The sequence below is a fragment of the Yinghuangia sp. YIM S10712 genome, assembly GCF_051388935.1.
Taxonomy (GTDB): domain Bacteria; phylum Actinomycetota; class Actinomycetes; order Streptomycetales; family Streptomycetaceae; genus Yinghuangia.
In genome coordinates this window covers 296,228-314,487 of the sequence record NZ_JBPKBI010000004.1, presented here as the reverse complement: position 1 = coordinate 314,487, position 18,260 = coordinate 296,228, and the positions used below count along the sequence as shown (strand labels likewise).

At 70.1% G+C, this 18,260-nt stretch carries 14 protein-coding genes and 5 tRNA genes; 10 read left to right on the top strand and 9 right to left on the bottom strand.

Annotated elements, in window-relative coordinates:
• Positions 1 to 62 precede the first annotated feature (62 nt).
• The gene (locus ACRX5W_RS13375) at positions 63 to 1,010 is read right to left on the bottom strand and encodes a substrate-binding domain-containing protein (RefSeq protein ID WP_436788289.1); all 948 of its coding nucleotides are present in this window, start codon (positions 1,008 to 1,010) and stop codon (positions 63 to 65) included.
• A gap of 410 nt (positions 1,011 to 1,420) precedes the next feature.
• Between ACRX5W_RS13375 and ACRX5W_RS13370 the strand changes: the two genes are divergently transcribed.
• The 4 genes from ACRX5W_RS13370 (at position 1,421) to ACRX5W_RS13355 (ending at position 6,065) form a co-directional block, all read left to right on the top strand.
• Entirely contained in the window at positions 1,421 to 3,775 is a 2,355-nt protein-coding gene (locus ACRX5W_RS13370; RefSeq protein ID WP_436788288.1) for a hypothetical protein, read from the top strand.
• A gap of 1 nt (position 3,776) precedes the next feature.
• The gene (locus ACRX5W_RS13365; RefSeq protein WP_436788287.1) at positions 3,777 to 4,796 is read left to right on the top strand and encodes a sortase; all 1,020 of its coding nucleotides are present in this window, start codon (positions 3,777 to 3,779) and stop codon (positions 4,794 to 4,796) included.
• A 95-nt stretch (positions 4,797 to 4,891) separates the two neighbouring features.
• A complete protein-coding gene (locus ACRX5W_RS13360) occupies positions 4,892 to 5,698 on the top strand; it encodes a phosphate ABC transporter ATP-binding protein (RefSeq protein WP_436788340.1) in 807 nt (268 codons plus the stop codon).
• Positions 5,676 to 6,065 carry a hypothetical protein gene (locus tag ACRX5W_RS13355; RefSeq protein ID WP_436788286.1) on the top strand — a complete coding sequence of 130 codons (390 nt, stop codon included), beginning with the start codon at positions 5,676 to 5,678 and terminating at the stop codon, positions 6,063 to 6,065. The genes ACRX5W_RS13360 and ACRX5W_RS13355 overlap by 23 nt, the downstream gene beginning before the upstream one ends.
• Before the next feature lie 230 nt (positions 6,066 to 6,295).
• Here the strand turns inward: ACRX5W_RS13355 and ACRX5W_RS13350 are convergent, their stop codons facing one another.
• The 6 genes from ACRX5W_RS13350 to ACRX5W_RS13325 all read right to left on the bottom strand — a co-directional run bounded on the left by ACRX5W_RS13350 (position 6,296) and on the right by ACRX5W_RS13325 (position 11,695).
• Positions 6,296 to 7,456 (bottom strand): PP2C family protein-serine/threonine phosphatase, encoded by a 1,161-nt coding sequence (locus ACRX5W_RS13350; RefSeq protein ID WP_436788285.1) that lies wholly within the window; start codon positions 7,454 to 7,456, stop codon positions 6,296 to 6,298.
• A gap of 992 nt (positions 7,457 to 8,448) precedes the next feature.
• Positions 8,449 to 8,520: transfer RNA gene (locus ACRX5W_RS13345), tRNA-Val, on the bottom strand.
• Between the two features lie 862 nt (positions 8,521 to 9,382).
• A tRNA-Val gene (locus ACRX5W_RS13340) sits at positions 9,383 to 9,454 on the bottom strand.
• A 39-nt stretch (positions 9,455 to 9,493) separates the two neighbouring features.
• Positions 9,494 to 9,564 (bottom strand) — tRNA-Cys (locus ACRX5W_RS13335).
• 48 nt (positions 9,565 to 9,612) lie between these two features.
• Positions 9,613 to 9,685, bottom strand: a tRNA-Gly gene (locus ACRX5W_RS13330).
• A gap of 159 nt (positions 9,686 to 9,844) precedes the next feature.
• The gene (locus ACRX5W_RS13325) at positions 9,845 to 11,695 is read right to left on the bottom strand and encodes a DUF4328 domain-containing protein (RefSeq protein WP_436788284.1); all 1,851 of its coding nucleotides are present in this window, start codon (positions 11,693 to 11,695) and stop codon (positions 9,845 to 9,847) included.
• Positions 11,696 to 12,000: 305 nt separating this feature from the next.
• On the opposite strand from ACRX5W_RS13325, the gene ACRX5W_RS13320 reads away from it, so the two are divergent.
• The 3 genes from ACRX5W_RS13320 to ACRX5W_RS13310 all read left to right on the top strand — a co-directional run bounded on the left by ACRX5W_RS13320 (position 12,001) and on the right by ACRX5W_RS13310 (position 14,856).
• Complete coding sequence (locus ACRX5W_RS13320; RefSeq protein WP_436788283.1) at positions 12,001 to 13,017, top strand: chorismate-binding protein; 1,017 nt, start codon at positions 12,001 to 12,003, stop codon at positions 13,015 to 13,017.
• Positions 13,018 to 13,036: 19 nt separating this feature from the next.
• Positions 13,037 to 13,870 carry an aminotransferase class IV gene (locus ACRX5W_RS13315; RefSeq protein WP_436788282.1) on the top strand — a complete coding sequence of 278 codons (834 nt, stop codon included), beginning with the start codon at positions 13,037 to 13,039 and terminating at the stop codon, positions 13,868 to 13,870.
• Positions 13,871 to 14,028: 158 nt separating this feature from the next.
• Complete coding sequence (locus ACRX5W_RS13310) at positions 14,029 to 14,856, top strand: GNAT family N-acetyltransferase (RefSeq protein ID WP_436788281.1); 828 nt, start codon at positions 14,029 to 14,031, stop codon at positions 14,854 to 14,856.
• A gap of 131 nt (positions 14,857 to 14,987) precedes the next feature.
• Here the strand turns inward: ACRX5W_RS13310 and ACRX5W_RS13305 are convergent, their stop codons facing one another.
• Positions 14,988 to 15,488 carry a DsbA family protein gene (locus ACRX5W_RS13305; protein ID WP_436788280.1) on the bottom strand — a complete coding sequence of 167 codons (501 nt, stop codon included), beginning with the start codon at positions 15,486 to 15,488 and terminating at the stop codon, positions 14,988 to 14,990.
• Positions 15,489 to 15,613: 125 nt separating this feature from the next.
• Between ACRX5W_RS13305 and ACRX5W_RS13300 the strand changes: the two genes are divergently transcribed.
• Positions 15,614 to 16,117, top strand: coding sequence for a hypothetical protein (locus ACRX5W_RS13300; protein WP_436788279.1), 504 nt, complete (start codon positions 15,614 to 15,616; stop codon positions 16,115 to 16,117).
• 544 nt (positions 16,118 to 16,661) lie between these two features.
• Here ACRX5W_RS13300 and ACRX5W_RS13295 read toward each other — a convergent pair.
• Positions 16,662 to 17,075 carry an SsgA family sporulation/cell division regulator gene (locus ACRX5W_RS13295; RefSeq protein ID WP_231779752.1) on the bottom strand — a complete coding sequence of 138 codons (414 nt, stop codon included), beginning with the start codon at positions 17,073 to 17,075 and terminating at the stop codon, positions 16,662 to 16,664.
• A 521-nt stretch (positions 17,076 to 17,596) separates the two neighbouring features.
• Here ACRX5W_RS13295 and ACRX5W_RS13290 point away from each other — a divergent pair.
• Both ACRX5W_RS13290 and ACRX5W_RS13285 read left to right on the top strand, forming a co-directional pair.
• Positions 17,597 to 18,079, top strand: coding sequence for a TIGR02611 family protein (locus ACRX5W_RS13290; RefSeq protein WP_436788278.1), 483 nt, complete (start codon positions 17,597 to 17,599; stop codon positions 18,077 to 18,079).
• Positions 18,080 to 18,148: 69 nt separating this feature from the next.
• Positions 18,149 to 18,220: transfer RNA gene (locus tag ACRX5W_RS13285), tRNA-Val, on the top strand.
• Positions 18,221 to 18,260 lie beyond the last annotated feature (40 nt).

Genomic DNA, 18,260 nt, shown 5'->3' with positions numbered 1-18,260 from the left:
CCGGCGTCCGGTGAGGGACGCCGGGGCGGCGGGTGGGGCTGAAGGGGCTTCAGGCCTCAGGCTCAGGCGGTGAAGCCGTACAGGGCCTTGATGCTGTTCTGCGTGGCGGCCCAGTTCAGGAACGCGATGAGCTCGGGCGCGGCGGTGGCGTTCTTGTAGACGTTGAAGACGTCGCGGTTGCCGACGAAGCTGGTGCTGCCGGCGGCCTTGCCGTCGATCGTGCCGAGCACGAGGCCGTCACGGCTGTCCGGAACACCGGTCAGGCCGGAGTTGGACTGCGCGGTCCACGCGGCCTTGGAGTAGGGGAAGATCGCGTTCTCGGTGTCGTTGACGTCGATCTGGTTGCCGCGGTTCTCCTGGATGATCGTCGGGGCGGTGGTGCAGCTTCCCGTCTGCAGGTCCGTCGGGTCGAAGCCGAGGACCGAGCCGGTGAAGAAGTCACGGGTGCCGGAGCCGCCCTGGGGGTAGTAGCGGACGATGCTGCCGCTGGTGCCACCGACCTGGCTCCAGTCGGTGACCTCGCACTTGTAGATCTTGCGCACGTTCTCCAGCGTCAGGTTCGCCGGGGCCTTGCCGCCCGAGGCCTGCGGGAGCGCCGACCACGACACCGAGTCACCGCCGAGACGGACGGCGGTGAGCGAGGTCTGCTCGGTGCCGGCCTTGAGCGGGCGCGACGAGCGGGCGAAGTCGATGCAGTTGTTCGTGTCGGCGAGCAGCGCGTTGATGCCGGCGCTGGAGCCGTTCGGCGCCGGGTTGGACGACGAGTAGGTCACGCCCGGGCAGGTGCCGATGTCCTGGATGGACTGCGTGGTGGAGTTGGCGTCGATGCTGGTCCACAGGTAATCGGGGTTGTCGAGGCTGTATTCCTCGGTGAGCGCCCGCATCACGTCCTGGGTGGTGTCCGAACCGACGCCCGCGTACTCGTCGACCGGGGCGGCGGTGGCGGCCGGCGCCGCCAGGAGGAGCGCCGCGGCGGCGGCAGCGGCGGCGGTGGCGATCTTGCGGATCATGGCTGTCCCTCTCGAAGGCTGGATGAGCTCGTTCCGGTGGTGCGGGGTTGCCGTGGCAACGGAACCAACCCTCGTCGCCCGCAAGGCGATTTGGTGTGACCGAGGGGGAAACGGACGATGTCGTGGATGTCCGGCACGCAAACGATCCGACACCGTCGCGTTCGGCCTCCCGGGTCGGCTGGGCGGGGACGCCGCCGATAGCGGCATAGCGGGATAAAAGACCCTTCACTGTGTGAGAAGTCAACGGCAGGTGACCGGATCATGTGCGGGACGGAACGAACCGATGAGCACAACTCGCAAAGCCTGGACGGGAGTTCGAGCAACAAGTGAGGTGGTGTTCCGGAATCCGCATAGTCGGCTGGCCGTCGCCGCCGGCGGCCGGACAAACGACCGGAGAAACCGTGCAACGCATGTTTCACCAACGGCCCTGGCACGTGCCGGGAGTTCTTGCCGCGGTCATCGCGATGCTGCTGGGATCGATCAGCGGCTTCGTGGCCATGGCCGACTCCGCCTCGGCGGAGGAGCCCGCGGGCCCCACGGTGACTTTGTCGCAGTCCACCGGCTTGGTGAACCAGCGCCTCAAAGTGAGCTGGTCCGGGTTCGTGGACAACCGCTATGCGGTCACCATCGTGCAGTGCCGGGGGGTGCCGTCGTCGACAACCTGTGACGGAGTCGGCAGCCTTTTCGAGGGGCACCGCGCGCTGTACGGCGGCAACGGAGCCTCCGGTGAAGCCTGGGTCCAGGTGCGGCCCAAGGAGGATCGGCCCGAACTTGGGTGCGCCGCCGAAACGGCCTGTGTGGTCGCCGCGATAGTCAGGCCGGACAGGAACACATCGACGCCGGGCAACTTCGTACCGGCCAACGTCGAGCCCGTCTCCGCGACGGCCAACATACCCACACCCGCTGACTTCGACTTCGCTGTCGAGGCCGGTCAGGTCGCCTGGGCGCCGGTCGAATTCGCGCCAGGGGCAAGCCTTTGCGGGGCCCAGACGACCGCGCTGAGCGTGGCGGGAAACGCTGAGCACGCGACGGCCGGAAGGTCCTGGCAAGGCGGACTGTGCCGGGTCGAGAACCCCCTGACGATGTCCGTGGGCTCCATGACGTCGCCGGAAGGCCGCGACACCTTCCGTGCCGGCGATGTCGATGGAGTCATCACGACCCAGCCGCTGGGCGGTCCGATCGACGAGTCGCTGGGTCAGGGGGACGACGGCGATCCCGGACGCAAGCCGGGGGAGGTGGCGTACGCGCCGCTGACCAATGGCGCGATCGTCGTCGCCACCAATCTTGAGATAAACGACGCGAACCTCAATCCGGTGCGCCTGCCGCCGCTCAACCTGACACCGCGCCTCGTCGCGAAACTGCTGACGCATGCGTACGGGACGAATGTGAAACACAAGTCCGGAAGTGTGGCGATGAAGGAGGTGCCGGGCTTCCCGCCACGGTACGAGCACTACGACAGCCTCTTCGAGGACCCGGAGTTTCTGGCGGCCAACCCCGGATACCCGGCCGTGCCTGTCACCTTCGACCTGCACACGATCCTGGTGCGCGGGGCCTACGACGACACGATCCACGAGCTGACGCGCTGGCTGGTCTCGGACGAGGCCACCCGTGCCTGGTTGTCCGGCACCGTCGACGAGAACGGCATCGCGTGTCCCGACGCATGGCGGATACCCGCGCTTGAGTATCCGATCGGGCTCATCAGCAACCGCATCCAGGATCTCGCGTGGGCGTACCGGCCCATCAGCGCCTACTCGGGCATCGTCGACCAGCTCGCGCAGGCACAGGGTTCGGAGACCTACATCGGAGGCGACGGCCTTCCCACCCGCTACAAGCCCGACGACCCAGGCGACCGGCGCGTCATCGCCATCACCAGTCTCGAAGCCGCCGAACGCATGCAACTGCCGGTCGCCAGACTCCGCAACGCGGCCGGTCAGTTCGTCGCCCCCACCCGGGAGTCGATCGCGGCAGGCGTCGCCGCCGCCACGGCGGGACCGGACGGGGTCACCCTCACCAACAACTTCGCCACACAGGACCCCAGCGCCTACCCGCTCACCAAGACCGACGTCGTGGCCTTCCCCACCCGCGAGGTGACCAAGGAGAAGGCCGCCGCGATCGACAAGTACCTCGCGTACGCGGCCGGTCCCGGCCAGGTGCCGAGCCTGCTGCCCGGCCAACTCCCGCCCGGCTACGCGCCACTGAACGACCAGCAGAAGCAGCAGATCGTCAACGCCCGCGACGCGATCCGGAAGGCGGCCGACACCCCGCCCACGTCCTCACCTCCGCCGACGACCACCTCGGGCGGTACGACGTCATCCGCCTCGTCGTCGGCATCCGGATCGGGATCCTCGGGCACCGGCACCGGCTTCTCCACAGACGGTTCGTCCGACGGCAGCCTGGGCAGCGTCGACGACGGCACCGGCTTCGGCTCGGACACCAGTACCGCAAGCGGCGGTTCCGCGGGGACACCGCCGCCCGGCGGATCTTCACCGTCCCCGGCGGCACCCAACACCGAGCCCGTTGCCTCCGCCGCGTCCAACGACGGGCCGTCCCTGCCGGGGGCCGTCGCGGACACCGTCAGGCAAGCCCTCAAGGGCGACGCCTCCGCGATTCTGCTCGTCGTGATCATGTTCGCCGCCGTCGGTGCGGCGGTCGCGGCGCCGATCCTGCTCAGCCTCGGCTGGCAGCGCCGCACCGGGCAGTGGCCGCCACCCGTGGCCGCCGTGATCCGTACCATCCGCCGCATCAGGCCCACCGGAGCAGCCTGACATGACCACTCTCGACCCGGTGTCCGGCGCCGCCGACCCCGTCAAGACGGCCGCGCCTGCCACCCTGCCGCCGATCACGGCCACGGCCACGGCCGTCGCCGTGGCACCGACGGAGCACAAGTCCGAGCCCGGGACCGAACCGAAGGAAGTGTCCGGAGGCGGGAAAGGCCCCACCCGCGCCCCCGGATTCCGCCCGGCGTGGGACCCCTTCACCATCGCGGGGGTGGCTCTCGGCCTGGTCGTCGCACTGCTCGGCGGTTTCGTGCTCTACCTCGCGACCGTCTCCGACTTCCAGCAGGCCCGCACCCAGCGCCGGCTCTTCGACCGCATCTCCGAGGACTTCTACAACGCCGTCGGTCCCCTCGGCGGCGACATCAAGGAAGGCACCCCGATCGCGATCCTGGATATCCCGTCGATCGACCTCAGGCAGGTCGTCGTCGAAGGCACCACCGCCGACCAACTCCGCGCCGGTCCAGGCCACTTGCGCAACACCTCGCTGCCCGGCGGGTTCGGCAACTCGGTGCTCATGGGCAAACGCTGGTCGTACGGCGCGCCGTTCGGCGACATCGACCGGCTGAAAGCCGGGCAGAAGATCCAAGTAACAACTCAGCAAGGCCAGTTCACCTACGTCGTCCGCGACGAGATGCACGTGGACAAGGGCGACGACGACGTCATCGCCCCCGGCGGCGGCCACCGGCTCACCCTCGTGACCGCCGACTCCTGGGTCCGCCCGGACGGCCGGACCGTCGTCGTCGCCGACCTGCAAGGTCAGTTCGAGGTCGCCGAACCGGGCCGTACCCGGACCGTCGGCGACGAAGAGAAAGGCACCAGCGGCGAAGCGGGCGCAGGCATGGCCCTGTTGCTGTGGGCCCAGGCATTCGCCCTGGTCTGCGGCGTCATGGCGTGGGCGCTGCGCCGCTACAACCGCCGCATCACCTTGACCCTCGGCGCCCCCACCACCATCGCGGTGCTGTGGGCGCTGTACGACAACGCGTCACGACTGTTGCCCGCCACCCTGTAACCGCCGTCCCCAACGACCCGACCCCACCCGCAATCCCGTCCCCGGAGCGGAAGGTTCGTCCCGTGTCCACCGACACAACCGCTGCCACCCTGCCCATCGAGCCCGTCCCCGGCCCCCGACCAGCCGGACGCCGGGCATCCACCCTGGAAGCGCGAAGCGTCAGCGCCTGGTTCGGCTCCCACAAGGTGCTCGAACGCGTCGACCTGACCATGCACGCCAACAGCGTCACCGCGCTGATCGGGCCGTCCGGATGCGGCAAGTCCACATTCCTGCGCATCCTCAACCGCATGCACGAGCTGGTGCCGTCGGCCCAACTCGCCGGCGAGGTCCTGCTCGACGGCGAGGACATCTACGAGTCGTCCCGGCGCCCCATCGACACCCGCCGCCGCGTCGGCATGGTCTTCCAAAAGCCCAACCCCTTCCCGACCATGTCCATCTACGACAACGTCGTCTCCGGCCTCAAGCTCACCGGCCGCCGCCACGTCGACAAGGACGCCATCGTCGAGTCCGCCCTCGGCCGCGCCGGATTGTGGAACGAAGTGCGCAACCGCCTGCGGCAGCCCGGGGGCGCGCTGTCCGGCGGCCAGCAGCAGCGCCTGTGCATCGCCCGTTCGCTCGCGGTCGATCCCGACGTGCTGCTCATGGACGAGCCCTGCTCCGCGCTCGACCCGACTTCGACCCGCCGCATCGAGGACACCATCGCCGAACTGCGCGAAGAGGTCACCATCGTGATCGTCACGCACAATATGCAGCAGGCCCAGCGCGTCTCCGACAACTGCGCGTTCTTCCTCGCGGCCGAGGGCACCCCCGGCCACATCGTCGAATCCGGCGCCACCACCGATGTGTTCGGCGCCCCCCGCGACCCCAGGACGGCCGACTATGTCGCCGGCCGATTCGGATGAGTCGAAGGCCCCGGGCGGGAACCACGAACGCACCGCACGCTACGACGTCCACCTGGACGCCGACCACCGCGTGCGGTGGCGCATGGTTGCGCCCAACGGACGGGTTATCGCCTGTTCGGCCCGGGGCCACACGAACGCGTCCGCGTGCCGTACCGAACTCGACACACTGCGGGAGCGCATCGGACAGTTACGCCCCTTGATGGGCCGCGCGGACGGTGGTCGGGGCTGGTGCTGGAGCCTCGCGATCGACGGGGGAGCTGTCGTCGCGTTGTCGGCACGGACGTACGAGCGTTTGGAGAGCTGCCAGATCTCCTACGACCGCTTCGTCCGCGCGCTCGTGGCCGCCCCTCTCGGGGAGGACTGGTAGCCACGAAAACACCCCGCCCATGGATCGGCCGGTTGCCGCGAGCGGCCCGTCGGTCGGTACGGACCGCTCACGGACAATCAGCGGATCCACCAAGCCGATCCACTCCGTCAACGCACCACACGCGGTCCGGGTTCCCCCCCCGGGCCGCTTCGCGCAATCGGGAATGCCGCGCCCACACACGGCACTTCCGGTCGCCGCCGCCCACCCTGCCGCCCGCCCTGCCGCCCGGCTCAGATGCGCATCCGCCGCCGCACCCCCGAAGCGTGGCCCTCGCGGCGCGGGCGCTGCAACACCAGCGCGGCGGCGTCGTCCTGCAACGGGCCGCCGGTGTGCGAGCGCAGATCGTTGTAGAGGTGCAGCGCGATGTGCTGCGGCCACGCCCGGCTCCACCCCGCCAAGCGCGTCGCCGCCGGATAGAACCGGCCGTCCGCGTCCCGCGCCTCGCTGATGCCGTCCGTCGTGGCGATCAACGTGTCACCCGCCCGGAACGGCACTTCGTGCTCCACGTACCGCACGCCGCCCGCGAACAGCGGCGCCAAGCCCAGCGGCGGCGCGATGTCCGACAGTTCCATCTCGGTCGCGGTGCCGTCGCGCAGCATGATCGGCGGAGTGTGTCCGCACGTGATCAGCCGGAGCGTGTCCGGCTCGTCGAACGCCATCACCAACGCCGTCGCGAAACGCTCGCCCGGCGGCCCCGTACGCTCCGCCGCGAGCCGGTGCACCCGCCCCTCCAGCCGCGCCGCGATCTCGGTCAAGTCCTTCTCGTGGTACGCCACCTCGCGGAACGTCCCCATCAGCGCCGCCGCCGTGTGAACCGCCGGAAGCCCCTTGCCGCGCACGTCCCCGATCAACATCCGCACGCCGTACGGGCTCTCGACCACCGCGTAGAAGTCCCCGCCGACCAGCGTCTCGGCCTCCGCCGCCATATACAGCCCGGCGAGGTCGAGCCCCGGAAGCCGGGCCGGAACCGGCTCCAACACCGCGCTCTGCAACGTCAGTGCGACCGACCGCGCGTGTCTGAGTTGCGCCTCACGACGCAGCCGCGTCGACGTCACGCCCAGCGCGACCACACCCAGCGCACCGACCACCGTGACGTGGATGCACTTCGAGGTCAACGTCGTCGCCTCGAACCGCCACACCAGTACGACCGCTGTCACCGTCGCCACCAGCGCGACCCCGGTCACCTGCCGCTTGCTGCACACACCCGCCGCGGCCGGCGCCACCAAACCGAGCGCGACCGCCCCGGGCACCGCCGGATCGACAAGAGCGTCGATCAGCGAAATCGCCATGATCGCCGCATAAGCGGCCACCGTCGCCTGACGGTCACCGGGCAACGGCTCAGGGCCGATCCCCGTTCTGTCGGCGCTGCGCCACAGGCGTCTGAGGGTCATGGGCGTGCCTGTCATATCGGTAGACGTCCCGTCGGTGCCCGGACGACGGGCAAGTCATCGTAACCGGGATGGGCCCACGGGCGCCCCGAACGGCCGCCCGGCACGGGCAGGTTGCCCGCGCCTTCGACCCGAGGCCGCGGAACAGGCCCGGAAACAAACGGAGTTGCCCTTCGCGCCGATCCATCCCTTCGGAGACGCGGGTGTCGGAGCGGCGACTCCCCCCCATAAGAACAGATCGAGAAGAACCAATAAGCCGACAACTCTGTTCATGCGCAATCAACATGAGCTGCCCACCGCCGCTGCGACGCTCGCCGGGGGATTCGAACTCTCCGCAGCCGACAGCCCTTCGCCGCACCAAAGCCCACCGAAGCACGCCAACTGCGAAATATGCGCAGCATGCCCGCCATTGCCCCCCGACTTGCACCGAAGCCTGCCCCGTCAACTCACCAACGCTTCTCCGGTGGACCGAGCGTGGCCTCCGGTTCGTCCCCACCGGAGGCACGTCGGAGCCCACATCACCGAAGCGCACCAGGCCGCGTCGGCCGGCGAGTGTGCGCAGCGCCTCCCGCCCAGCGCGTAAACGCAACAACTCATCACGGCAGCACCCGCATTGGTCACGTACTTGGCCAAGCCGCCCGACGCCACACGCAACGAGGTATGAACACCCCACACCCCAACGCGCTGACCGGAGGCATCTCGCTCCTCGCCTGATCCCGCAACCCTCGCCCGGCCCACCGGGCTTCCCCGATGCACCGCTCGGTTTGAAGGCATGCGCGACATCGCCGGTGCCCACTGCTCGCGTCAGCCGAAGCTGCACGTGCCGAAGCCCCGCCTGGCGACGGCGATTCCGCGTATTACCGACGACGGTGACTCACCCCGCCGGCGCGGGAGCGGGTGGCGAAGCCCCCGCCCCGCGCGGACCGAGTCCGCGTAAAAACAAGGAAGGCGACCCGCCTGCGTTTTCCGCAGGCATGGGTCGCCTATCGTCCTCGTGCGCGATACTGGGATTGAACCAGTGACCCCCACAGTGTCAGTGTGGTGCTCTCCCGCTGAGCTAATCGCGCGGGTGTGGATCGGTGATCCGCACAGATCGTACTACGTCGGCGGCACCCCTGATGACCGGCCCCACCGCTGCGGCTTGCGGGCTTCGCGCCGGGCCACGCGCAACTTCCCCGACGAGACGCACATGCGCCCGGACGCCGTTCCTTTCCTCGGACCGCCGCATCCGGCACGCCCTGCGGATCTCCGAGCTGTCGCACCACAAAGGCCTGGACGCCCACGACTTCTCGTTCCGGCCGGAACAAACCTGTCCCCGTAAGATCCGCGACCAGGCGACCTCGTCTTCGACCGGCCCCACCACCACTGCGAGAAAACGACCTCGGCCACCGCCTCAAGAACCGCCTGCCCGCGATCCGGAGGGTACACCGGCGTCGTCTGAGGGATCTGTCGGACCATCAACGGCCTGACGGCGGGCAACCGTGACGGAGCTGTCTCTCCAGATGGTCGATCAATCTGGTCTCGCTCCGCTCCAGACGTTCACGCCGGTCTCGCGGCAGCGACGCCAAGACGTCGACAAGGACACGCTTTCGTGGCACGTGCACCATCGAGCCGGAGTAGATCCGGCAGCCGGAGCACCACGTGAGCCCTACGCACCGCTCGAACATGGAGGACTCGGGCGGGTGGAAGCGGTACAGGTACGAGCGGGCAGGCGTCCCGCAGTTCGCGCAGATCCGTCGGTCCCCGACGGAGACCGTCTCCCAGGTTCCGACCTTTCGCCACCCGTGCCGGCCGGGTCCTCTTCACATCGTCATGCCGGCATTCTTCCCCACGACGAGCCGCCGCGAGGTCAAGGACGAAATCTGCGCGGACAACGACGAAGGCGACCCGGCCTGCGGTTTCCGCAGGCGTCGGCCGCCTTCGTTTCGGTGCGCGATACTGGGATTGAACCAGTGACCCCCACAGTGTCAGTGTGGTGCTCTCCCGCTGAGCTAATCGCGCGGGGAAGATCCTTCCGGCGGACCGGATTTCACTTCTTCGAGGTGGAGACGGGATTTGAACCCGTGTAGACGGCTTTGCAGGCCGTTGCCTCGCCTCTCGGCCACTCCACCAGACACGAGGACCGACCCGGGAGACCCGAACCGACCCCGCTGCTGTCGAGCGGACGACGAGATTCGAACTCGCGACCCTCACCTTGGCAAGGTGATGCTCTACCAACTGAGCCACGTCCGCGTGTCCTCCGGAGCACCTTTTCGTGTTCCGGCGACGTGAAGAACTTTAGCGGAAACCCTGGCCAGGACAAATTCCGTTTCCCCGGGACCCGACTCCCGGGCGAAATGTCCGGAGCCCCCACACCCTCGCAGGGTCTGGGGGCTCCGGGGTGCGCGTGCGTCACGAACGCGGTGTGTCGCCGCCTTCGTTCGCCTCCGGCTCGTCGCTACCCACGGGGAGGACCATGGTTCCAGCCTCGGCCCGGGGCGCCGGTACGGCCGCATCCTCCGGCTCATCCGCTCGGTCCGCGGTCGGCTCCACCGAAATCACCTCGGTCTCCGCGGCGGGCGCGGGCGACGCCGCGGGAAGGACCGTCGTCCCCACCTCCGCCTCGGTCTCGGCCGGGGCGGGCGCGCTTGCCGGCACGACCGTGGTGGCCGCGTCCTGACCGGACTCGGCAGGCGCAGGCGTCTCATCGGCCACGGCGGGCGTGACCGTCGTCGTGCCGTCCGCCCAGGGCTCGTGCGCCGGAGCCGACCCGCGTTCCCCAGCCGTGTCCTCCTTCGCGAGCGACAAACCGGGCGCGTGCGCGGCCTCCTCCGCGGCCGGCCGGGGAGCGACCGCCGGCTCGGGCACGGCAGGCGGTTCCGGAGCCGGTGCGACGTCCTCCTTCACGAAGGACGGAGCCGCGGCCTGAGGCGACTCCCGCGTCACGGCGTTCGGTCCGGTCTCCGCGGGCGCGGCCGGTTCGGACGCCAGGGGCGGCACCGTCGGTGCGATCGTCGGCATCGGCGGCGGCCCGGCGGGTGTGGAGCTCGGGGCAGGAGTCGATGCGGGGCCGGGCGCGGGAGCGGGCACCGGGCTCGGCGCCGCGTGCGCCTCTCCCGGGACCTCGGCGCCCGGTGCCCCCGCGGGGAAGGGCGCCGGCGCACCGCCCCAACCGCCCGGTGCCTGCTGCGGCTGCCCGACCGCCGCGAACGCCTGGGCCTCGCGGGCGTGTTGCAGCGCGGTGATGCGGCGTACCACCAGCACCGCCGCGATCGCCGCGAACACCATCAAGACCTCGGTGCCGCCCGACACGTAGTCCGCGAGCCGCAGGTCCTTGGCGTCCTCCAGAACGATGTCGTCCTCCGCCGGGTACAGGAACGCCGCCGCGACGGTCGACCACACCGCCAGCATCAGCAGCACCCACCACACCCACAGCAGCGGCTTCCGCCCCGGCGTCGCGCCCCCGCGCTCGGCCGCCTGTGCGTCGCTCGCCTTCCAGATGTCGTGCGCGATCAGCTTCGGGAACCACCACCACACCACCGGGCAGAACCAGCCACCGATCGCCCAGCCCTTCGCCAGCCGCTGCCGAGACGGACCGAACAGGTCCACGTTGCACCGGGCCCGGTAGAACCAGACGCAGAACACCACCCCGGTCGCCAGCAGAACGACACCGGCGAAGCCCGTCGCCGCGGTCACGAAGTTGTCGGCGTTGTCGGCGTCGCCGCCGCTCACCGAGTCCGGGTCGTCGATCAGGTCGCTCAGCAGCAGCGCCCGCATGACGTACGCGACGGCACTCACGACCGATGCGACGGCGGAGACACCGAGCAGCACGTACAGCGACATCGCCAGCCCGCGCAACGGCCGGAACGGCTGCGGCGGCTGCCAGCCGTAGCCGGGAGCCGCGAAGCCCGGCGCGCCCGGGTAAGGCGCGGCTCCGGGGAAGCCCGGCGCGGGCGCATACGGTGTCCCGGGCATCGGCGGCTGGGCGTAGGGCGGTTGTTGCGCGGCGTACGGTGCGTACGGCCCCGTGGGCGGCATCTGCTGCTGCGGAGGCGCGTAAGGGTTGGGCGGCGCGTACGGGTTCTGCGCGTACGGGCCCTGTCCCGGCGCCGGCTGACCGTAGGCGGGCGCGGGCGACGCCGGGGGCTGAGGCGCCGAGCCACCCACGGGGACGGGCGCCGGCGGCGGCGCGGCCAGCGCGGCACCGCAGTGCGAGCAGCGGTCGGCCTGGGTGGACCAGGTGCCGCAGGCGGGACAGAGCACGGATGGAACCCTTCGGTTGCGAACATCAGCGCGGGGACGAGGCGTTCCCACGCCTGCTGACACCGCATCATGCCGTGCCCCGGGCGTTGCGGGAACTGCCGCCCGGCCCGCGGTGCCGCAGCAGCGCCTTCCGTGGCGCCAAGTGTCCGGGAACGTCCCCCGGGGCCGCCGGCGAAGGCGCCGGGATACGCCTCGGCGAACTTCCATAGAATGGGCCCCCACCGCAACCGGCATCCCGCCGATTTCGGCCACCCCAGCGGTGACCGGCAACCGACCGGGATCCGGAGCCGACCACCCCTGGATCCGTGAACACGACCACGCCACCCGCCCTCGCCCACCTCGGTGGCCGACTCGCGACCGGCCTGCGCGACGTCACCGACGATCCCGCTGCGCTCGATTCCCGCGGATTCTGGGCGGTGGCCGCGGATTTCGAGGGCGGCATCGTGTGCGCCCGGTTCGACGACGTGCGCGAGGCCCCGCTGCCTCCCGCGCCGTGGCACGGGCCCGCCCGCGACGCGTGGACCGGCTCGCTCGACGGCGACGCGTACCAGGACGGCGTGCGCCGCATCCGCGACCACATCGGACGCGGCGACGTCTACCAGGTCAACCTCTGCCGCATGCTCACCGCGCCGCTGCCCGACCCGGACCGCGCCGACATCGTCGGCCTCGCGGGCCGCCTCGCGCGCGGAAACCCGGCACCGTACGGCGGCGTCATACGCCTGCCGGACCACGGCGTGCACATCGCCTGCGCATCCCCCGAGCTGTATCTGCGGCGGCGCGGCACCCACGTCGAGTCCGGCCCCATCAAAGGCACCGGCCGCACCGAGGCGGACCTGCTGCCCAAGGACTACGCCGAGAACGTCATGATCGTCGACCTGGTCCGCAACGACCTGGGCCGCACCTGCCGCACCGGCACCGTCACCGTCCCCGACCTGTGCATCGTCGAAAAGCACCCGGGCCTGGTCCACCTCGTCTCGCTCGTGGACGGCCGCCTGGCCGACGGCGCCGGATGGCCCGAACTCCTCGACGCGACGTTCCCGCCCGGTTCCGTCAGCGGCGCCCCCAAATCGAGCGCACTGCACATCATCCGCGAACTCGAACCGGTCCCTCGCGGCCCCTACTGCGGTGCGATCGGCTGGGTCGACGCGGACCGCCGCGAAGGCGAACTCGCCGTAGGCATCAGAAGCTTCTTCATCGACGCCGAAGGCCGCCTGTGCTTCGGCACCGGAGCCGGCATCACGTACGGTTCGGACCCCCGCCGCGAATGGGACGAGACCGAGCTGAAGGCCGCCCACCTGCTGAACATCGCGGCCGACGACTGACCAAGGAAGTGGGAAACCCGTGAAAATCTGGCTCGGCGACAGCGCCGGCGGCGGACTCGTCCACGAAGAGGACGCCACCGTCTCCGTGCTCGACCACGGATTCACCGTCGGCGACGGTGTCTTCGAGACCATGAAGGCCGTCGACGGCCAAGCCTTCGCCCTCACCCGGCACCTCGCCCGCCTCACGCGCTCGGCGCGCGGCCTCGGCCTGCCGGAACCCGACGAGGACATGGTGCGCGTCGCCTGCGCCGAAGTTCTCGGCGCGAACCCGATCGACGGCATCGGACGCCTGCGCGTCACCTACACCGGCGGCGTCGCCCCGCTCGGCTCCGATCGCGGCGCCGCCCCCGCGACGCTGACCGTCGCCCTCGGCCCCGCCAAGCCCCGCCCGCAGACCACAGCCGTCGTCACCGTCCCGTGGACCCGCAACGAGAACTCCCCGACGGCCGGCCTCAAGACGACCAGTTACGCCGACAACGTGGTCATGGTGGCGCGGGCCGCACGACAGAACGCGTCCGAAGCGCTGTTCGCCAACACCGCCGGGCTCCTGTGCGAAGGCACCGGATCCAACGTGTTCCTGGCCATCGGCGGCCGACTGCTCACCCCGCGGCTCGAGTCCGGCTGCCTCGCCGGCATCACCCGTGCCCTCGTCCTGGAATGGACCGACGCCGAGGAAGCCGACCTGCCGTTCTCGGCCCTCGCGGAAGCCGACGAAGTCTTCCTGACCTCGTCACTTCGCGACGTGCAGGCCGTACACCGCGTCGACGAACGCGAGTTGCCGGCCCCCGGACCGCTCACCCGTGCCGCAGCGGAGAGCTTCGCGACGCGGTCCGCAGCCGACATGGACCCCTGAACCGTCCGACACGACAACGACGATCACGTCGTGGACGCCATACGGGCGCCCGGGTTGACCCCCCTCCGAGGCGGGCAGCACCACCTCGACGGAGTTGACCGCAGCAGGCACGCAACGCACGCAGGCGCGAAGCGGGGGAGCAGGGAGGGCAGAGCCGGGTGACCACCACACTGCGACCCGCACCATCGACCGGCCAGGTCCACGCCGACAACGGCGACTGGTATGCGATCTGCGCCAACGGACGGCCGATCGGCCGCCTGCACCTGGCCCACACCGGACGCTGGGGCGACAACACGGGCTGGATCGACCACGTCGAGGTGATCGCCTCCCGCCGCCGGCGCGGCCACGCATGCGTCGCGCTCCTCGCCGCCGAGGAGATCCTGCGCCAACACGGCTGTGGCCGGATCGCCGTCGAAGTCCCGGAGGGCAACCTCCCGGTCCTGCGCCTCGCCACATCGCTGGGCTACGTCTTCGACAGCCACTACCTCATCGCGCGTGTACGCGGGGGCACCGACGCCCCGCGTACCCCGCCCGAGCCACCGCCGGGCTTCACGATCAGCACATTGTCGCCGACCGAGCACGACACGTGGCGCGACGACGCACAACGCGAATGCGTCGAACTGCTCACCGGGCTCGGCTGGTCACCCCGCCACGCCGAAGCCCGCTCCCGCGCCCGACTGGCCGGAGGGGCCCACCCCGCCCACGTCCTCCGCGCGCCGGACGGCGAACCCGCGGGACTCATGTGGTTCGACGTGTCACCGACGGTGCACGGCCGTGCCGAAGTACGCGCCATCCGCGTACCGGAACCCTGGCGCGGACGCGGCCACGGCAAGTTCCTGCTGCGCACCGCCGAACACCTCGCCTACACCGCCGGACTCGGCGAACTCGGCCTCGAACTCGTCGGCCCCGCCTCGGCCGCCCGCCACGCCGCCGCCGACCTCGGCTACCGCACCCAGGCGCGGCACCTGGCCAAGCCCATCCTCTGAGTCCCGAAAACCGAACTGTCCGGGGCGGTTGCCGCACAACGATGTGGGATTCACCCAACCACCCAACCCGCAGCCAAGTTGCCCACAACCACCGAGCGCGCGATGCGAAAGCGCAAGCCGCACACCTCACCTCACCCGGCGAGCAGTGCCTCGACCCGCTCGCGCAGCCCCGACTGACTCTTGCTGCCGTCCAACAACGTGCGCCCGACCCCGTACGTCGGGGTGCCCTTCACCCCGATCGCCGCACCCTCTGCCTCGTCCGCGTCGACCTGGAAGATGTGCCGACCGTCGATGAGCGCCGTCTCCATCTCCTCGGCATCCAGGTCCAGCGAGCGCGCCACGTCGACGAGGAAGCGCTCCGCCGCAGCACCCTTGACCGAATCCAGCTCCCGGACGCGGGACAACACCGCCTCGACGAACGGCCAGAGCGCGCCCTGCGCCCGCGCCTCCTCCGCGGCCTGTGCGGCGAGGTGCGCGTGCTTGTGCTTCTCCAACGGGAAGTGCCGTAGTTCCACGACGAGTTCGTGGCCGAACCGGGTGCGCAGCGCGGACACGTCGGCAAGCGCGGCCCGGCAGTCCGGACATTGAAGGTCGCACCAGAAATCCAGATGCGGCCGTACAGGAGCGGTCATCAGGCGATTCTCCCAGCCCGCCGCCCCTCCTCCGCACGGCCCGCATCCCGCTTCGTGCGCACGGACGACGCCCCAGCCGCGCAACCCGGGCACTATGGAAGGGGCCGACGACGAAGGAGCGGGCGATGTCCGACGCAAGCATTGTCACGGGTGCGGTGTGCGCCGCGTTGACCGGGCTCGGCGGCGTCCTGGCGTACCGGTCGGCGCAGCAGGGCAGTTACCTGCGCGCCACCCGCTGGGTCGGGCTCGCGCTGATTCCCGTCGGCCTCTACCTCACCGGCCTCGCCACGTTCGCACGACGAGTCGGCAGCGCGATAGGGGACTGGGCGACCGACCTCGTCTTCGGGGTCCGCGCGTGGGCCGGCATCGCGGTGCTCGCGGTGGCGGTCTCCCTGTTGCTGCTGGTCCGCGCGATCGGCGCCCGACGCAGCGGAGCCGCGGAGGGAGCCTCTCCGGCGTCCTTGGCCGGTTCGTCCGGCCGGACGCTGCCGTCCCCGAGCGAACCGCGTGCCTCGACGCGTCAGGCCAAGGCGAAGCCCGCGAAGCAGTCGCGATCGCGGCGGGACGACACCGGTTTGGGCGGCGAGTTCGCGGAGATCGAAGAGATCCTCAGGCGCCGGGGAATCTGAGCGCGCACTATGCGGGCGGACCGTTTCGGTGCGATCCGGCACGTCGACCGGTCGGGGCCGACGCTGATTTCCGGCCTGTTCGACGGACAGCGATTCAAGTCATCGCGCAATGATGCGCAAGTGCGGATATGTATGCCGCGATAACCCGGAAGTTTCCGGCAATTTCGTGAGTCCGGCTTCCGTCGACCGGCGGATTTGTGTGCTGATGTGCGTTGTGTTGTGCGGCTGCTCTGCGGTCGATCGAACGTGCAGCCTCAAACGATCAAGTTTGTATCAATAACAGTCAGTAGCAACATCAAATCCGATGGCCAATGGGCAGGCTTCCGATGCGCCTCGAACAAAAATCCGACCGCGCCGTTGCCGCAAAGCGCTCGGAAACGCCGGAGCCGACCGGACCCTCTTCCCCGAGTGGGAGGTCCGGTCGGCTGCCGGGTCGAGCATGGAACGGTGTGGCTCGCGGCTCCTGCCACCCCGGGCGAATCTGCTGTCGCGTACGGCGCTGGAAGGCCGATTCACGCAGGTCGGCGGGGGTGGAGGCCGACGGTCAGCTCTCGGCGAGGATCTGCGAGAGCTCGCGGTCGAGATCGAAGTAACGGTGTTCGGCACCGGGCGCGACCGCGGCGTTGGTGCGCTTCAGGAACGATTCGAGAGCCCGCGCGGGGGCCTCGAGAAGCGCCTCGCCCTCGGGAGAGCTCAGCGCGATACACACGATGCCCTGTCCGTGGCTTCGGGAGGGCCACACGCGGACGTCTCCGGTGCCGGAGGGCTGGCGCAGCCCCTCGGCGAGCAGGTCGCGGGCGAACACCCAGTCGACCGTCTCATCCGCACCGGTGTGGAAAGTGGCATGCACCGCGTAGGGGTCCGACGAGTCGTAGCGCAGTCCCGCGGGGACGGGAAGCGAAGACTCGGCGGAGACGACGAGGCGCAGGTGCAGCTCGCAGCTGACCGTGGTGTTCATAAGCGCCATGGCCTTTCGCTCAGTGTGCGCTCGGGGATTCGCACTCGGCGTTCGCAACATCCCACCTACGCGCCGTTCGTAAACGTCGTTGCCCGATATACGCGGCTCTGGGTACTCCTTAAGAGCGATGGTTCGGGAAACGCGTCAATGGGCTCGCGAGGCCATTCGCCGCGGGGAACTGGGCGTGACGACGCGAGTGGTTCCGAGTCTGGCGTTCCGAGCGGCCGTGAGGACACCGCCGTTCGGTGGAGCGCACTGGCGAAATCGCGCGTACGCGTATGCCTCCGGAGACCGGTGCGTGGCCGTACCCGCAAGGCCAGGGTGGGGCGGCACCGGGTCGTGACCCAGGCGTGACGGTCGTTCCCCAGCGGGGGCGCCGAAGTTCTGTAACGCTGGAGGGTGAAGCCGACGTGCGGCAGGCGCCTGTGCGCCCACCGCACCCCCTTGTAGCGTTGTGCCTCCCATGCAGGCCGACACGGAAGCTCAGCGCGCGGCATGGCACGAAGAGAGGGGTACCAAAGATGGACTCGGGGGCCGCAGGCGCCGCCAACAGTGCGCAGGACACCGCGAAGACCGCCGCGCCGCAGACCGTCGCGGAACCGGTGGTCGAGCCCGTCGAGGCAGACCCGACGGGTCCGTTGCCGCGTGCGCACGCTTCTCGGGCGCCGCAGTTCATCAAGCGGTCCCGCACGCTGCACCTGACGTGGCAGATCGGCATCGCCGTCGTCGGCTTCGCGGTCATCCTGGCCGGCCTGGTGATGATGGTCATCCCCGGCCCGGGCATCCCCGCACTGCTGCTCGGCCTCGCCATCCTCGGCACCGAGTTCGTCTGGGCGCAGCGGACGCTGCTGTGGACCAAGGACCAGGCCGCGAAGGCGGCGCAGCGCGCCCTGGACCCCAAGACGCGGCGCCGCAACCTGATCATCCTGATCGTCGGCTGCGTGCTGATCGCCATCGCGGCGGGCCTGTACCTCTGGAAGTACGGCCTCGCGCTGCCGTCCTGACCGGTGTAGGGGCGCTCACAGCGGCGACACCGGTACCCCCGCTCATGCGGTAAGGTTCTTCACGCACCCGGGCGATTAGCTCAGCGGGAGAGCACTTCGTTCACACCGAAGGGGTCACTGGTTCGATCCCAGTATCGCCCACGAACGCGATAGGCGACCTATGCCTGCGGAAAGCGCAGGC